At 72.4% G+C, this 14,849-nt stretch carries 12 protein-coding genes; 5 read left to right on the forward strand and 7 right to left on the reverse strand.

Annotation, left to right across the window (positions count from 1 at the left end):
- Positions 1 to 13: 13 nt before the first annotated feature.
- A complete protein-coding gene (locus tag H4J02_RS07820) occupies positions 14 to 1,306 on the reverse strand; it encodes a CAP domain-containing protein (RefSeq protein ID WP_187674079.1) in 1,293 nt (430 codons plus the stop codon).
- A gap of 164 nt (positions 1,307 to 1,470) precedes the next feature.
- Between H4J02_RS07820 and H4J02_RS07825 the strand changes: the two genes are divergently transcribed.
- Entirely contained in the window at positions 1,471 to 1,692 is a 222-nt protein-coding gene (locus tag H4J02_RS07825; protein WP_187674080.1) for a hypothetical protein, read from the forward strand.
- On the forward strand, positions 1,693 to 2,715 hold the full coding sequence (locus tag H4J02_RS07830; RefSeq protein WP_187674081.1) for a sugar-transfer associated ATP-grasp domain-containing protein: 1,023 nt from the start codon (positions 1,693 to 1,695) through the stop codon (positions 2,713 to 2,715). It begins immediately after the preceding gene.
- Here H4J02_RS07830 and H4J02_RS07835 read toward each other — a convergent pair.
- From H4J02_RS07835 to H4J02_RS07855, 5 genes are all read right to left on the reverse strand, one after another.
- Positions 2,691 to 3,461, reverse strand: coding sequence for a hypothetical protein (locus H4J02_RS07835; RefSeq protein WP_187674082.1), 771 nt, complete (start codon positions 3,459 to 3,461; stop codon positions 2,691 to 2,693). The genes H4J02_RS07830 and H4J02_RS07835 overlap by 25 nt on opposite strands.
- Entirely contained in the window at positions 3,458 to 4,837 is a 1,380-nt protein-coding gene (locus tag H4J02_RS07840) for a Mur ligase family protein (RefSeq protein WP_187674083.1), read from the reverse strand. The genes H4J02_RS07835 and H4J02_RS07840 overlap by 4 nt, the downstream gene beginning before the upstream one ends.
- 10 nt (positions 4,838 to 4,847) lie before the next feature.
- Positions 4,848 to 6,254 (reverse strand): RNA polymerase sigma factor, encoded by a 1,407-nt coding sequence (locus H4J02_RS07845; RefSeq protein WP_187674084.1) that lies wholly within the window; start codon positions 6,252 to 6,254, stop codon positions 4,848 to 4,850.
- A gap of 132 nt (positions 6,255 to 6,386) precedes the next feature.
- Positions 6,387 to 7,727 (reverse strand): nitrate/nitrite transporter, encoded by a 1,341-nt coding sequence (locus tag H4J02_RS07850; RefSeq protein ID WP_187674085.1) that lies wholly within the window; start codon positions 7,725 to 7,727, stop codon positions 6,387 to 6,389.
- A gap of 34 nt (positions 7,728 to 7,761) precedes the next feature.
- On the reverse strand, positions 7,762 to 8,673 hold the full coding sequence (locus tag H4J02_RS07855) for a proteasome assembly chaperone family protein (RefSeq protein ID WP_187674086.1): 912 nt from the start codon (positions 8,671 to 8,673) through the stop codon (positions 7,762 to 7,764).
- A gap of 102 nt (positions 8,674 to 8,775) precedes the next feature.
- On the opposite strand from H4J02_RS07855, the gene H4J02_RS07860 reads away from it, so the two are divergent.
- The 3 genes from H4J02_RS07860 (at position 8,776) to sucB (ending at position 13,396) form a co-directional block, all read left to right on the forward strand.
- Entirely contained in the window at positions 8,776 to 10,263 is a 1,488-nt protein-coding gene (locus tag H4J02_RS07860) for a leucyl aminopeptidase (RefSeq protein ID WP_187674087.1), read from the forward strand.
- A gap of 99 nt (positions 10,264 to 10,362) precedes the next feature.
- Positions 10,363 to 11,733 carry a dihydrolipoyl dehydrogenase gene (lpdA, locus tag H4J02_RS07865; protein ID WP_187674088.1) on the forward strand — a complete coding sequence of 457 codons (1,371 nt, stop codon included), beginning with the start codon at positions 10,363 to 10,365 and terminating at the stop codon, positions 11,731 to 11,733.
- Positions 11,734 to 11,791: 58 nt separating this feature from the next.
- Positions 11,792 to 13,396, forward strand: a complete 1,605-nt coding sequence (gene sucB, locus H4J02_RS07870; RefSeq protein ID WP_187674089.1) for a 2-oxoglutarate dehydrogenase, E2 component, dihydrolipoamide succinyltransferase — start codon at positions 11,792 to 11,794, stop codon at positions 13,394 to 13,396.
- Here sucB and H4J02_RS07875 read toward each other — a convergent pair.
- Positions 13,393 to 14,784 (reverse strand): hypothetical protein, encoded by a 1,392-nt coding sequence (locus H4J02_RS07875; protein WP_187674090.1) that lies wholly within the window; start codon positions 14,782 to 14,784, stop codon positions 13,393 to 13,395. The two genes, sucB and H4J02_RS07875, sit on opposite strands and share 4 nt — an antisense overlap.
- Positions 14,785 to 14,849: the final 65 nt, after the last annotated feature.

Here is a 14,849-nt window from a genome sequence, read left to right on the forward strand (position 1 = left end):
CCGGGGCGACGCGTCAGGCCCCGAACTGCTGCACCCAGTACACGCGGCCCGTGCTCGACGTCGACGAGCAGGCGCCCATCATCGTGTACGTGCCGTTGAGGATGTTCGCCCGGTGCCCGGAGGAGTTCATCCACCCGTTGACGACGCCGGAGGCGCTCCCGTAGCCGTAGGCGACGTTCTCGGCCCAGGCACGGAAGCCGCTCGACCAGCCCGAATGGTAGAGGTCGCCGTTGCGGGCCGCGAGCTCGGCCGCGAAGGAGCAGGACCGGCTCGCGAGGGTGCCGTTCCACACGAGCGCGCCCACGCCGTTGGCGCCGCGATGCGCGTTGGTCTCGGTGAGCACTCCGCGCTGCTCGCTCGCGGAGGTCACGCTGCCGCCACCACCGCCGGCGCCGCCACCGCCGCCGCCGGCGCGGGGGCTGCCGCCGCGCGCGCGTTTGGCCGCCTCGGCGGCCGCCTGCTCCGCGGCGATCCGCGCGGCCTCGGCGTCGTGGGCCGCGATCACGGCCGCCGCCGCGGACGCGTAGCCCGCGAACAGCGGCGGCAGCTCGGCGGGCGTCTCCGCGGCGGTCAGCGCCTCGGCGGCCGCGACGGCCGCGCTTCTGCTGTCACCGGATGCGAGCGTGCGGGCGGCGAGGAGTGCGTCGTTGACGCCTCCGATCGTGCCGGCGAGGTTCGCGAGCGCCTCGCCGAGGGCACCGTTCACCTCGCCGATCCGCCCCGACTCCTCCTCGAGCTCACCGCGCGACTCCGCGGCGGCCGCTGCGTCCGCGCCGAACCCCTCGGTGAGCTCGCGAAGCGCCTCGGTCGGCGCGGCCTTGTCGATGGGCGCGGGTGCGGGGAAGGGACGGATGCCGAGCTCGGCATCCGCTCCCGGCGCCTCCGTGCCGAACAGCTCCGCGAGCGCGAGCGCGAGATCCTCGTGAGCCGCGACCACCGGCGCGACGGCCTCGGCACCGCCCAGCAGGCCGGTGTGAGGGAGCACCTTCGCTGCGACGGCGTCGCGCAGCGTTATCGCAGCGTCCGCATCCGCGCCGAGCTCCTCGAGCACGCTGCGCTGCCCCACGACGGCCTCGACGGCGTCGGCACGCGCATCCGTCGCGAGAGCGAGAGCCTCGTCATGGGCGCGCTGCTCAGCCCACGCGACGCCTCCCCAGATGCCGCCCGCGGCGACGAGCGTCACGGCGACGGCGATGACGACCGCGCCACGACGCCCGATCCGGCCCCGCCGCCGAGCTGTCTGCTCGGCGTCGGCGGCCTCGACCTCGGGCACGGCGTCGAGGACGGCTCCCTGCTGCTCCCCCATGGCCCGCCACCCTAGACCGTGCGCCTGGGAGCGACCAGGCCCTCATGAGAGGGGTGTGTCGTACGCCACGGGCGAAATACCCGCCGCCTGCCCGGCATTGTCAGAGACCTCGTGCTTACATGGACGCACGGCACCACACCGCGACCCGAGGGAAGGAGCAGGACATGTCTCAGATCACGACCGATGGCACCGTCGAGCTGGAGCGTCCCGCCCTGAGCGCGGCCGACCGCTGCGACATGTGCGGCGCCCAGGCCTACGTCCGGGTCACTCTCGTGTCGGGCGAGCTGCTCTTCTGCGCCCACCACGGCACCGAGTACAAGCCGAAGCTCATCGAGAGCGCGCTGGAGTGGCACGACGAGAGCGGCCGACTCGCCGAGGAACGCTGAGTGGCTGAAGCCCCCGGCGGCCTCGGCCGCCGACTGCGGTACCTCGCGAACCGCGCAGCACGACTCAACCCCGCGAACGTCTGGCGGATCGCCGGCGCCGCACGCTCCCTCACCCGCAAGCCGCGACTGCTCATCGTCGCCGACATGCTGTGGTGCTCGGTGCGCTACGAGTTCGGCTTCCAGGACTACCTCGACTGGGATGTCGTCATGCTGACCGCCGCCGAGCGGCGCACGTACATCACGCATCCGAAGTCCAACCACCTCGCGATGACGCTCAACCATCCTGAGCTGCGCCGCATCTTCGCCGACAAGCTGCGCTTCAACGCGCGCTTCTCCGACTTCATCGGCCGCGACTGGATCGACCTGCGCGAGGCCGACGCGGATGCCGTGCGCGCCTTCCTCGACGACCACGGCCGCGCGATGCTCAAGGTGCCCGACAGCCTCTCGGGCAAGGGCATCGAGAAGGTCGAGGCCTCGGCGGTGACGGATGTCGACGCGTTCGTGGCCGAGGCGATCGCGGAGCGTCAGTTCCTGCTCGAGGGCTACATCGTGCAGCACCCCGAGATGGCATCGCTGTGCCCGACGAGCGTCAACTCGCTGCGCGTCATCACCTACTTCGACGGTGAGACGCTCCACGTGCTCGCAAGCGTGCTCAAGATGGGCAACGGCGGCGACATCGACAACTTCTCGAACGGCGGCATGTACACGATGCTCGACGAGACGGGCACCGCGCACTTCGCGGCCTTCGACGAGAGCGGCACGAGCTACGCGACGCATCCGCTCACCGGCACGTCGATCGTCGGCTTCCGGGTGCCCCTCTACGACGAGGTCGTGCCGATGCTCGAGCGCGCCGCCCGTGTCGTGCCCGAGGTGCCGTACGTCGGCTGGGACGTCGCCATCACGCCCGACGGACCCGTCATCATCGAGGGCAACCCGAACTCGGGCGTCTACCAGGCGAAGCCCTCGGTCTCGGGGGTCCGCGAGGGGCTTCTCCCCCGCTACCGCGCCGCGATCGGCTTCTGAACGCGCTCACCGGGATGCCACCGGCGCTCGTCGCGGAACTCGCGTAGGCGCGCCTCGTAGGCGGCGGTCGCGTACTCCTCATGGGCGAGCACGGGCTCGGTGTCAGGGTCGAGCCGCTTGAGCAGTGCGCGCGTGAAGTGCGGGTTGACGACGAGCAACGGGCCGATGAGCGAGGTGCCGATGAGTCCGCCCATCCGCACGCCCTCGACGGGCGTCGTCGTGTTGCGCCCGATGCCGCGCTCGGCCGTGAGGAACCCCTCGACGCCCGGCGCGACTTCGAGCATCGAGAACTGCGACTTGTAGCCGACGATCGGCTGCTCGACGGGCAGCTCGGGCACCGCGCCCATGACCTTGCCGCTGTAGCGGCCCATCATCGCGAGGGTCGACTCGAGCTCGACGAGGCCGAGCCCTTCCACGTCGTAGCCCATGTCGGCGTTGCGGATGCGCGTGCCGAGCACCTCCACGGCGTTGTGCGTGAAGAGCGTGAGGGCGCCGGATGCGATGCGCGCCTCGAGCGCGTCGCGGTGCGGCCGCAGGCGGTCGATCGCCTTGAGCTGCCCGCGCTCCGTGAGGGGGCCGAGGTAGAGCAGGTCGACGTCGCGGTCGAGGAACGTGGGGCGCTCGTTGAGGCCCGTGCGCACGACCTCGGCGTCGGGACGGCACTGCGCGAGGTAGGTGATGTTGGCGTTGTCGCCGTGGAGGTTCGCGACCTCCGGGAACAGCATCTCGATCGTGAGGCCGCTCACGCGCCGCCTCCCGCCCGATCGGCGAGGCGCGCCCGCAGCCGCTCCTGAACCCGGTTGCCGGTCGTGAGCGCGTTGTGCACGCTGTGGAGGTTGAACACGACGTCGGCGCCGGCGACGTCGATCCGCTCGGCGGGCTCCGTCTCCGACTCGAGCGTAACGATGCGCGCGGGGTCGACACCCGCGATCGCGAGACGCAGCGCCTGGTCGTAGCGGCGGTTGCCGCCCACGACGAGCTGCTCGATGCTCTCGTCGGCGAGGTACTCGTAGTCGGCGTCGTAGATCCAGGCCGTGTTCTCGACCTCGTTCTCGCGCTCGCTCCACTCGTCGATCGTCATGACGACGGCCTTGCGGCCCGGGAACGACCGCAGGTACTCGAAGGCGCGCGAGCACGCGACGCCCACGAGTCCCTTCGTGAGGAGGCGTACGAGCAGCGCGTCGCCGATGCGCTCGGACGCGAACCGGGTCGTCGGCGGCGCGAGGGTGTCGAAGGCGCGCACGATGCGGTCGCGCGGCACCTCGAGCACGTCGAGCACCGCCGCGACGGCGATCTCGTTGTAGACGTTGACGATGTTGTCGTTGACGAGCCGCGCCTCGCGGGCGTCGCCGTCGAGGTCGAGCACGACGCGCTCGCCCGCGGGGTCGATGTCGCGCGCGCGGTAGGCGGCCTCGGGCGAGCGGAAGCCGCACGCCGGGCAGTGGGCGCGGCCGATGTGGTTGAAGCGCCAGTGGTCCCACGCGAGGCGCGTGTCGCACACGGGGCACGTCATGGCGTCGAGCGCGGCGCCCGTCGGGGCGTCGGTGTCGCTCGGCAGGCGATCGACCGCGAAGTGCACGCGCGGGTTGGCCTCGCCGCCGAGCGACGACGCGATGAGGTCGTCGGCGTTGAGCACGAGCGTCGTCTGCTCGGAGAGCTCCGAGCTGAGGATCCACGCGATGTACTCGGGGTGGGCGTTGCGCTTGATGGAGTCGCGCGTGAGGTTGGTGCAGACGAGCACGTCGGGTCGCAGCCCCGGCAGCACGAGGCGCCCCGAGCGCTCGTCGAGCTCGAACACCCCGACGTCGGCACGCGGCCGGCCGCGCCAGTCGACGGCGGCGATGAGCGCCGCCGCGATGCCCGGCGCGAGGTTCGACCCCGTTCGGTTGCTCGCGACCGTGAGCCCCTCGCCGAGAAGCGCCTCGGCGAGCAGGTTCGACACGGTCGTCTTGCCGTTCGTGCCCGTCACCGCGATGACGCGCTTCGGGTGCTGCACGGCGCCCAGGATGCCCGGGTGGATGCGGCGGGCGATCTTGCCGGGCACGTGCGTCCCCTGACGCCCGATGGCCCGCAGCAGGCCGGCCGCGAGCTTGGCAGCCCAGACGGCCAGCAGCACGCGCACGCGGCGCCCCTTACTCGAGGTAGTCCCGCAGCGACTGCGAGCGGCTCGGGTGACGCAGCTTCGCCATCGTCTTCGACTCGATCTGACGGATGCGCTCGCGCGTCACGCCGAAGGTGTCGCCGATCTGGTCGAGCGTCTTCGGCATCCCGTCTCCGAGGCCGAAGCGCATGCGGATGACGCCCGCCTCGCGCTCCGAGAGCGAGTCGAGGAGCGACTCGAGCTGCTTCTGCAGCATCGTGAAGCCCACGGCGTCGGCCGGGACGACCGCCTCGGTGTCCTCGATGAGGTCGCCGAACTCGCTGTCGCCGTCCTCGCCGAGCGGGGTGTGCAGCGAGATCGGCTCGCGGCCGTACTTCTGCACCTCGATGACCTTCTCCGGGGTCATGTCGAGTTCCTTCGACAGCTCCTCGGGGGTGGGCTCGCGGCCCAGGTCCTGCAGCATCTGGCGCTGCACGCGGGCGAGCTTGTTGATGACCTCGACCATGTGCACGGGGATGCGGATCGTGCGGGCCTGGTCGGCCATCGCGCGCGTGATCGCCTGGCGGATCCACCACGTCGCGTAGGTCGAGAACTTGAAGCCCTTGGTGTAGTCGAACTTCTCGACGGCGCGGATGAGGCCGAGGTTCCCCTCCTGGATGAGGTCGAGGAACTGCATGCCACGGCCCGTGTAGCGCTTCGCGAGCGACACGACGAGGCGGAGGTTGGCGCCCAGCAGGTGGTTCTTGGCGCGCTGGCCGTCGCGCGCGACCCAGGAGAGCTCGCGACCGAGCTGGCTGCGCTTCTCCTGGTCGGTCATGTGCGAGAGCTTCTCCTCGGCGAAGAGACCGGCCTCGATGCGCATCGCGAGCTCGACCTCCTGCTCCGCGTTGAGGAGGGCGACCTTTCCGATCTGCTTGAGGTAGTCCTTGACGGGGTCGGCCGTCGCGCCCGTGATGGCGGCGGAGTAGACGGGGACCTCGTCGTCCTCGTCCGTCATCGACAGACGCAGGGCGCCCGTCGGAAGCGGCTCGTCGCGCGCGGTCGAGACCTCCTCGGTCTCCTCGTCGTCGGACTCCTCCTCGGAGTCGTCCTTCGCCTCGGGGGTCTCCGGCTCCTCGGCCTCGTCGGCGTCGCCGTCGGCGGCGACCTCCTCGGTCGCCTCCTCGATGTCGCCGTCGAGCTCGAGCTCGGCGTCGTCCTCGAGCTCGTCGCTCTCGAGCTCCGGGTCCTTGGCCTTCGCCGCGGACGCCTTGCCCTTGGGGGCGGCCTTGGCCGGCGACTTCTTCGCGGCGGGCTTGGCGGCAGCCTTCGCGGGCGCCTTGGCGGTGGTCTTCGTGGTGGTCTTGGTCGCCGACTTGGTGGTCTTGGCGGCGGCGGTGGTCTTCTCGCGGTCGTCCTTGACCGCTTCCTTCGTCGATGTGGAGCGGGGGGTGGCCATGCTGACCCCTTTCGCGGGTGGGGAGGTGCGTCTGGGCAGTACGTAGACCCGTGTCAAGTCCCCCACGCGATCGAGACGGGCTCTCGCCTGTCTGTCACGCGCGAGACGGGGATTCGACCGGGTCTCGGTTGTCTATTCTCGCACACGCGGGGGACGCCTCCCGACGCGCGCGCTGAAGAGTGCAACCCACAGGGGGGCTATCTGTATTCCCTCCTCCGCGGCGAGTCGCCTCCGGGCCCTCGTGCGGGTCCACAGCACGCCCACCGTGCCGACGAGCGCGACGAGGAAGACCGAGAAGAAGGCGTACCGGAACCCGTCGAGGCTGTAGAGCTCCGACGGCAGTCCGGATGCGACGCGCACGTCGTCGACGACGTCGAGCACCGCGCCGACGAGCAGCATCGCCACGAACCCGCCGACGAAGCCGCCCGAGTTCGCGATGCCCGTCGCCGAGCCGTGGGCGTGGCTCGGGTTCTCGCTGCGCGCGACGTCGAGGCCGATGAGCGACGCCGGCCCGCACACGCCCACTCCGAGGAAGAAGAGCGACACGAGCCACACGGGCGGAACTGGCTGCCACAGCAGCACGACGGCCCACACGAGGAACACGGCCCACGTGAGGGCGAGCACGACGTCGCTGCGACGCAGGGGATGCCGCGCGACGAGCAGGCCGATGACGGGGCCCGAGACGAGCGTGCCGACGACCATGAGGGAGAAGACGCCGGATGCCGTCCCCGCGTCGTAGCCGAGCCCCGCGGTGAGGAAGGGGTAGCCCCACAGGATGCCGAGCATCGTCGGCAGGGAGCCGCCGAGCAGGTGCGCCCAGAAGCCGAGACGCGTGCCGACACGGCGGAGGCTCGCGCGCAATCCGAGCTCCGTGGGGTCGATCGCGGCGATCTCGGCCGTCGTCGTGAGCGCGGCACCCCGCCGCAGGAGGCCGGCCGCGACGACGGCCGCGACGACGCTCGCACCGGCGGCGGCGAGGAAGCTCGGGGTCCAGCCCGCGAACCCGAGCAGGAGCGCGAAGGGGAAGGCCGAGACGATCTGCCCGAACTGCCCCGTCATCCCGACCCACTGCGAGAGCTGCGGGAGGATGCGCCCCTGGAACCACGCGGGCAGCAGGCGCAGGACGCTCACGAAGGTGGCCGCATCCCCCGTCCCGACGAGCACGCGCCCGAGGATCGCGAGCCCGACGCCGTCGGCGAAGGCGAGGGTCGCCTGGCCCGCCGCCATGACGACGGCGCCCGTGACGATGAGCACGGGCGCGCCGAACCTGTCGGCGAGCACGCCGACGGGGATCTGCAGCACGGCGTAGACGACGATCTGCACGACGGCGACGGCGGAGATGACGGCCGCGCTCACCTCGAACCGCTCGGTGGCCTCGACTCCCGCGACGCCGAACGTCGTGCGCTGCAGCACGGCGACGAGGTATGCGAACGCGGCCCCGGCGAACACGAGCCAGGACCGCGCGGAGTTCACTCCCCCAGGCTACGCGGCGCCGCAGCCCCGTCTCTCAGGGGCGCGGCTCGTCGCGCCGGGTCGCGAGGAAGCGCTCGAGCTCGGCGGCGATCGTGTCGGCGCTCGGCAGCTCGCCGTCCTCGTCGACGAGGGGCGACGGGAGGGGGTTCTCCTCCATGTAGCTGTCGTGACGCTCCTCGAGCGTGCGCACGAGGCGCTCGAGCTCCGAGTTGCCCGTCACCTGCTCCTCGACCTTGAGCGTGAACTCGCGGCCCTCCTCGCGCAGCTCGTCCGTGGGCAGGATGAGCCCCGTCGCGGCGCCGATGCTCTCGAGCGCGGCGACCGCGGCGAGCGGGTACTCGGTGTCGGCGAGGTAGTGCGGCACGAGCAGCACGAAGCCCGCGGTCGGGTGGCCCGCCTCCTGAAGGCGGTACTCGAGCAGGTGCAGGATGTTGCCCGGCACCTGGGTGCGCGGGCGCCAGATCGAGAACGCGTCGATGAGCTCCGTGCGGTTGCCGCTCACCGTCACGCCGATGGGGCGCGTGTGCGGCGTCGGCATCGGGATCGCGTTGATCCACGTCGTGTCGGCCACGTCGAACCGCTCGATGAGATCGATGACCGCGCGCGTGAACCCCTCCCAGCGGAAGTCGGGCTCGTAGCCGCTCAGCAGGAGGAAGGGCTGGTGGAGCTCGTCCTCGACGAGCGAGAGCACGAGCCGGGAGGGCTCGTAGGAGGCGAGGTGATCCTCGTCGAAGTACATGACGGGGCGGCGCGCGCGGTAGTCGAGCAGCGCGTCGTTGTCGAACACCACGAGGTCGCGCACGACGGGCAGTCCGCGCAGCAGCTCCGTGACCTGCGCGACCGCCGAACCGGAGTCGGTGAACCCCGTGAGACCGGCGACGAGATGCAATCCCGTGGGCACGTCGGAGACGTCTCCGACGACCTCGTAGAGCGGGTTCTCATCCATGGCTCAGAGTCTAGAAGCCGCCCCGCGGGAGCCGCCGGATGACGGGGCCCGCGGCGTCATGCTCACAGCGAACAGGCGACAGCCGGGGACTAGCCTGACCGCATGACCGCACCCGAGCTCTCCGTCACATCCGCCCCTCTCGCCGACATCGAGGCCTCGCTCCTCGTGCTCGGCGTGACGAAGGGTGCCGACGGTCCGGTGCTCGCGGACGACGTGCCGGCCGAGGTCGCCGAGCTCCTCTCCCCTCTCGGGGTGACGGGTGCCCCCGACGAGTTCCGCCGCGGCCCCGTGCTGCCGGGCGGACGCAGCCCCATCGCCTTCGTGGGCCTCGGCGCCGAGCCCGGCCGCGCCGCCATCCGCTCGGCCGCGGGCACCGCGGGGCGGCTCGCGAGCGGGCTCGAGTCGGTCGTGCTCGCGCTCCCCGTGGCCGACGACGAGACGGCGGAGGTCGCCCTCGAGTCGGCGGCGAGCGGCGCCTACGCCTACCTCGCCTACCGCACGGGCGACACCTCCGCGCGGCGCCCCGTCGGCAGCATCGCGCTGCGCGTGCCGGACGGGATCGACGGCGACGCCCTCGTCGCCGGCGCCGCAGCGACCGCGACCGCGACGCACCTCGTGCGCGACCTCGTCAACGAGCCGGCATCCGATCTCTACCCCGAGACCTTCGTCGAGCGCGTCCGGCAGCTCGCCGACGGGCTGCCCGTCGAGGTCGAGGTGTACGAGCCCGAGCGTCTCGCCGCCGAGGGCTTCGGCGGCATCCTCGGCGTCGGGAGCGGCTCGAGCCGCGCACCCCGCCTCGTCGTCGTGCGCTACGCCCCCGAGGGTGCCGGGCAGCACCTCGCCGTCGTCGGCAAGGGCATCACGTACGACTCGGGCGGGCTCTCGCTCAAGCCGCCGGCCTCGATGGCGACCATGAAGTACGACATGACGGGCGCCGCGACCGCGCTCGCGACGGTGCTCGACGCCGCCCGCCGCGGCACTCCCGTGCGCGTGACGGCGTGGCTGTGCCTCGCCGAGAACATGCCGTCGGGCACGGCGCTGCGACCCGGAGACGTGCTGCGCACCTGGAGCGGCACGACGGTCGAGGTCACGAACACGGATGCCGAGGGTCGCGTCGTGCTCGCGGACGGCCTCGCGGCCGCCGCCGCCGAGCGCCCCGACCTGCTCGTCGACGTCGCGACCCTCACGGGGGCCGCGCGCGTCGCCATGGGCGAGCGCACCGTCGCCGTCATGGGCGACGAGCCCGCCGTCGAGCGGGTGCTCGCCGCGGCGGAGCGCGCCGACGAGGCCATGTGGCCGATGCCCCTCCCGCCCGAGCTGCGCTCGGTGCTCGACTCGGACATCGCCGACCTCGCAAATGCGAAGCTCGGCCACACGGCGGGCGGCATGCTCGTCGCCGGGCACTTCCTGCGCACCTTCGTGGGCGAGTCGGGCGGCGAGGGCCCCGGCGCGCGGATCGGCTGGGCGCACCTCGACATCGCGGGACCCGCCTACAACACCGGCGGCCCCTACGGCGCGGTCGGCAAGGGCCCCACCGGCGTCGCCGTCCGCACGCTCATCGGCCTGACGGCGGACCTCGCGGGAGCGTAGTAGGGTCGACTCGGCAAGGAACACCTTGCCCTTTTCCCGCTCCGCGACACCACCTATCTCGCGGGCAATCGACACGCGAAGCGCAAGGGAGTTTCTCCAGTGTCCGAGCAGACCTTCGACCTCGTCGTCCTGGGAGCGGGAAGCGGCGGATACGCCGCCGCCCTGCGCTACGCCCAGCTCGGCAAGTCCGTGGCCCTCATCGAGAAGGACAAGGTGGGCGGCACGTGCCTCCACGTCGGGTGCATCCCGACGAAGGCCCTGCTCCACTCCGCCGAGGTCGCGGACGTCTCCCGCGAGGCCGCCAAGTACGGCGTCGCCACCCAGTTCGGCGGGATCGACATCGCCGCCGTCACGGCATACCGCGAGGGCATCGTCGCCGGCAAGTGGAAGGGCCTCCAGGGCCTCATCAAGGGCCGCGGCATCACGACGATCGAGGGCACCGGCCGCCTGACCTCGCCGAACACGGTGCAGGTGGGCGACCAGGTCATCCGCGGCACCAACGTCATCCTCGCCACGGGCTCCTACTCGCGCACGCTCCCCGGTCTCGAGATCGGCGGGCGCGTCATCACCTCGGAGCAGGCCCTCGCGCTCGACTTCGTGCCGAAGAAGGTCGCCGTCCTCGGCGGCGGCGTCATCGGCGTCGAGTTCTCGAGCGTCTGGAAGAGCTGGGGCGCCGACGTCACGATCATCGAGGCGCTCCCCCACCTCGTCCCCAACGAGGACGAGTCGATCTCGAAGCACTTCGAGCGCGCGTTCCGCCGCCGCGGCATCGAGTTCAAGCTCGGCGTGCGCTTCTCGGGCGTGACGCAGAACGAGAACGGCGTCGTCGTCTCCCTCGAGAACGGCGAGACCGTCGAGGCCGACCTGCTGCTCGTCGCGGTGGGCCGCGGCCCGCTCACGGCGAACATGGGCTTCGAGGAGGTCGGCGTGCAGCTCGACCGCGGCTTCGTCGTCGTCGACGACAAGCTCCAGACGACGGTTCCCGGCGTCTACGCCGTCGGCGACATCGTGCCCGGCCTGCAACTCGCGCACCGCGGCTTCCAGCAGGGCATCTACGTCGCGGAGGTGCTCGCGGGCCTCGACCCCGTCAAGGTGGAGGACGTCAACATCCCCAAGGTCACCTACTCCGACCCCGAGGTCGCCTCGGTGGGTCTCACGCAGGCCAAGGCGGAGGAGCAGTACGGCGCCGAGAACATCACGGCCGTCGAGTACAACCTCGCGGGCAACGGCAAGAGCCACATCATCGGCACGTCGGGCGTCATCAAGGCGATCCGCGTCAACGACGGCCCCGTCGTCGGCGTGCACATGATCGGCGCGCGCGTGGGCGAGCTCATCGGCGAGGCGCAGCTCGTCGTCGACTGGGACGCCTACCCCGAGGACATCGCCCCCTACATCCACGCCCACCCGACTCAGAACGAGGCGCTCGGCGAGGCCTTCCTGGCCCTCGCAGGGAAGCCTCTGCACGGCTGAGTCCGACGGCTAAGCTAGAACGACACGGCTGAACACGGCTGAATAAGGAGCATCACCGATGAGCGAATCCGTCAGCCTCCCGGCGCTCGGAGAGAGTGTCACGGAAGGTACGGTGACCCGCTGGCTGAAGAAGGTCGGCGACCGCGTGGAGGTCGACGAACCTCTGCTCGAAGTCTCGACCGACAAGGTCGACACCGAGATCCCCTCCCCCGTCGCCGGCGTCATCGAGGAGATCCTCGTGGCCGAGGACGAGACCGTCGAGGTCGGAGCGCCGCTCGTGCGCATCGGCGACGGCTCGGGTGGCGGCGAGGCGGCCCCGGCCGCCGAGGCGCCTGCCGCCGAGGCCCCTGCTGCTGAGGCGCCTGCCGCCGAGGCTCCTGCCGCTGAGGCTCCTGCCGCGACTCCGGCTCCCGAGGCGGCTCCGGCCCCTGAAGCCGCTCCGGCTCCCGCGTCGGGTGGCTACGGCTCGCCGGACGCGGCCGTCGAGGCCCCCGCCGAGGCGCCCGCCGCAGAGGCTCCGGCCGCCGTGCCCGCGCCGACGCCCGCTCCCGCGACGGAGGCCCCCGCTGCGGAGGCCCCCGTCGACACCCCGTCCGCCGAGCAGCCCGTGGGCGCCGAGCAGCCCGCGGCCGAGGCGCCCGCCGCACCGGCTCCGGAGGCCTCGGCTCCCGAGGCGCCCGCCGCCGAAGCCCCCGCCGCCGAGGCCCCTGCGGCTCCGGCCGCCGAGGCTCCCGCGGCATCCGCGTCGCACGCCGGCTACGTGACCCCGATCGTGCGCAAGCTCGCGAACGAGAAGGGCGTCGAGCTCGACAGCGTCACCGGCACCGGTGTGGGCGGTCGCATCCGCAAGCAGGACGTGCTCGCGGCCGTGGCGACCGAGGCTCCCGCCGAGGCCGCTCCGGCGCAGCCCGCCGCTGCCGCTGCTCCGGCCGCCGCCGAGGTCTCGCCGCTGCGCGGCACGACCGTGCCGATGTCGCGCCTGCGCAAGGTCGTCGCCGAGCGCGCCGTCGTGTCGATGAACTCGACCGCGCAGCTCACGACGGTGGTCGAGGCCGACGTCACGAAGATCGCCCAGCTCCGCGACGAGGTCAAGGCCGCGTTCCAGGAGAAGACCGGCACGAAGCTCTCCTTCATGCCGTTCTTCGCCCTCGCGGCCGCGGAGGCGCTGCGCGCCTACCCGATCATCAACGCGACGGTCGACGGCGACAACATCGTCTACCCGGAGACCGAGAACGTCTCGATCGCGGTCGACACGGAGCGCGGCCTGCTCACGCCGGTCATCCGCAACGCGGGCGACCTCGACATCGCGGGCCTCGCGAAGGAGATCGCCGACCTCGCGGAGCGCACGCGCGACAACAAGCTGAAGCCCGACGAGCTCGCCGGCGGCACGTTCACGCTGACCAACACCGGTTCGCGTGGCGCGCTGTTCGACACCCCCGTCGTGTTCCTGCCGCAGTCCGCGATCCTCGGCACCGGTGTCGTCACGAAGAAGCCCGTCGTCGTGAGCGACGGCGGATCGGACGCCATCGCGATCCGGTCGACCGTGTACCTCGCGCTCTCGTACGACCACCGCATCATCGACGGTGCGGACGCCGCCCGCTTCCTCGCCGCCGTCAAGGCGCGTCTCGAGGCCGGCGACTTCCGCTCCTCGCTCGGCATCTAGGCGACCGCGACCCAGTCGCGGATCCGCCACCCGGCCTCGCTCCTCACCAGCAGGAGCGAGGCCGGAGCCGTCTCCGGACCCACGCGCACGAGCGCGCTGTCGCCGAGTCGCTCGACCAGCTGCGCGTCGACGGGTTCGACCCCGGAGGGCTCGGCCTCTCGCCCCTCGCGCAGCGCCGTGACCGCACGACGATCGTCCGCGAGTGCCGCCGAGCCCGCCTGATCGACCTCCTCGAGGCAGAGGAAGGACAGCTCCGCGAGGCACCGCTCGCGGCGGTCCAGGAGCGCGACCGCAGCGGCGAGCGGATCGTCGCCGGCGATCGCCGCGGAGCCGGCATCGGCGGCGGACTCCGGCTCGGCCGTCCGCTGCGCGTCGGCCGTGGGCTGCGTCTCGGGCGCGGCTCGCTGCGTCTGCGCGAGCGGCTCGGGGCCGGCATCCGCCCGCCCGTCGCTCCCGGACGGCAGCACGGCGAGCATCACGGATGCGACGGCCAGCGCCGCGCCCCCGCCGACGGCGAGTCGGCGGCGCGCCGCGGGCAGCGCGTCGAGCCGTGCACGCACGCCGGCCACGAGGGCGGGCACGCGAGCTCCGAGAGCGAATCGCACGGGGGTGTCGGGACGGTCGTCGATACGGGCCGGCTCTCGAACGACAGGCACGAGGCGCGGCGCGGCGTCCTCTCGCGGCGCAGGTCCCTCCCGCTTCGCGATCCCCAACGGTGTCGCCGCGGCGAGCTCCGAGAGCCCCTGAGCCAACTCCTCGAGCACTCGGGCCCCGGATGCTGCGCCGACCAGCGCACCGAGCTCCCGCGCGGCGGCCGAGCGCGGCCCGTCGACACGTGCGAGGAGCAGCGCTGCGAGCTCCCGCACGGCCTCGCGATCGGCGGCGACGCCCGGCAGCCTCTCGCGGACGACCTCGGGCGAGCCAGGCGCGAAGAGCTCGGCGTGCAGGAGCCCGTCGAGCACGGGTCCCCTGTCGCTCAGCACCAGTCGAGCGGCTGAGACCGCGCCGTGCGCGACGCCCGCGTCGTGAAGCCTCCCGATCGCGTCCGCGAGCGGCGCGAGCACGGTCACCGCCTCGCCCGCGCGCCAGACCTGCCGGTCGGCGACGACCGCGGCGAGCCTCGGCCCCGCGAGGCGTTCGACGAGGGCCGCGGGTGCCGTGTCGTCGCCGACGACGTCGAGCACGCGGATGACGCCGTCGCCGCGCGCGCGGTCGAGGGCCGCGAGCTCCCGCCGCCGCATCCGCGCCCCCACGTCGTCGAGAGCCCGCAGCAGCACCGCCGGATGCGGCTCCCGCAGCCCCAGGCGCACGAGCAGCGCCTCCGTGTGGGCGTCGCGTTCGAGCACCCGCACGACGCGGATGCCGGGGCGCTCACGGAACGTCGTCACCCGGAGATCCTCGCTCCGCCACCCTCCGCGGGGTCCCCGAGCGACAGCCGATCGTGCAATACCTC

Origin of the sequence: Protaetiibacter sp. SSC-01, from assembly GCF_014483895.1 — a bacterium.
Lineage (GTDB): Bacteria > Actinomycetota > Actinomycetes > Actinomycetales > Microbacteriaceae > Homoserinibacter.

Coding starts and splice junctions, on each gene's coding strand:
- H4J02_RS07820 (WP_187674079.1), bottom strand. CDS start 1,306: ATGGGGGAGCAGCAGGGAGCCGTCCTCGACGCCGTGCCCGAGGTCGAG.
- H4J02_RS07825 (WP_187674080.1), top strand. CDS start 1,471: ATGTCTCAGATCACGACCGATGGCACCGTCGAGCTGGAGCGTCCCGCC.
- H4J02_RS07845 (WP_187674084.1), bottom strand. CDS start 6,254: ATGGCCACCCCCCGCTCCACATCGACGAAGGAAGCGGTCAAGGACGAC.
- H4J02_RS07855 (WP_187674086.1), bottom strand. CDS start 8,673: ATGGATGAGAACCCGCTCTACGAGGTCGTCGGAGACGTCTCCGACGTG.
- H4J02_RS07860 (WP_187674087.1), top strand. CDS start 8,776: ATGACCGCACCCGAGCTCTCCGTCACATCCGCCCCTCTCGCCGACATC.
- sucB (WP_187674089.1), top strand. CDS start 11,792: ATGAGCGAATCCGTCAGCCTCCCGGCGCTCGGAGAGAGTGTCACGGAA.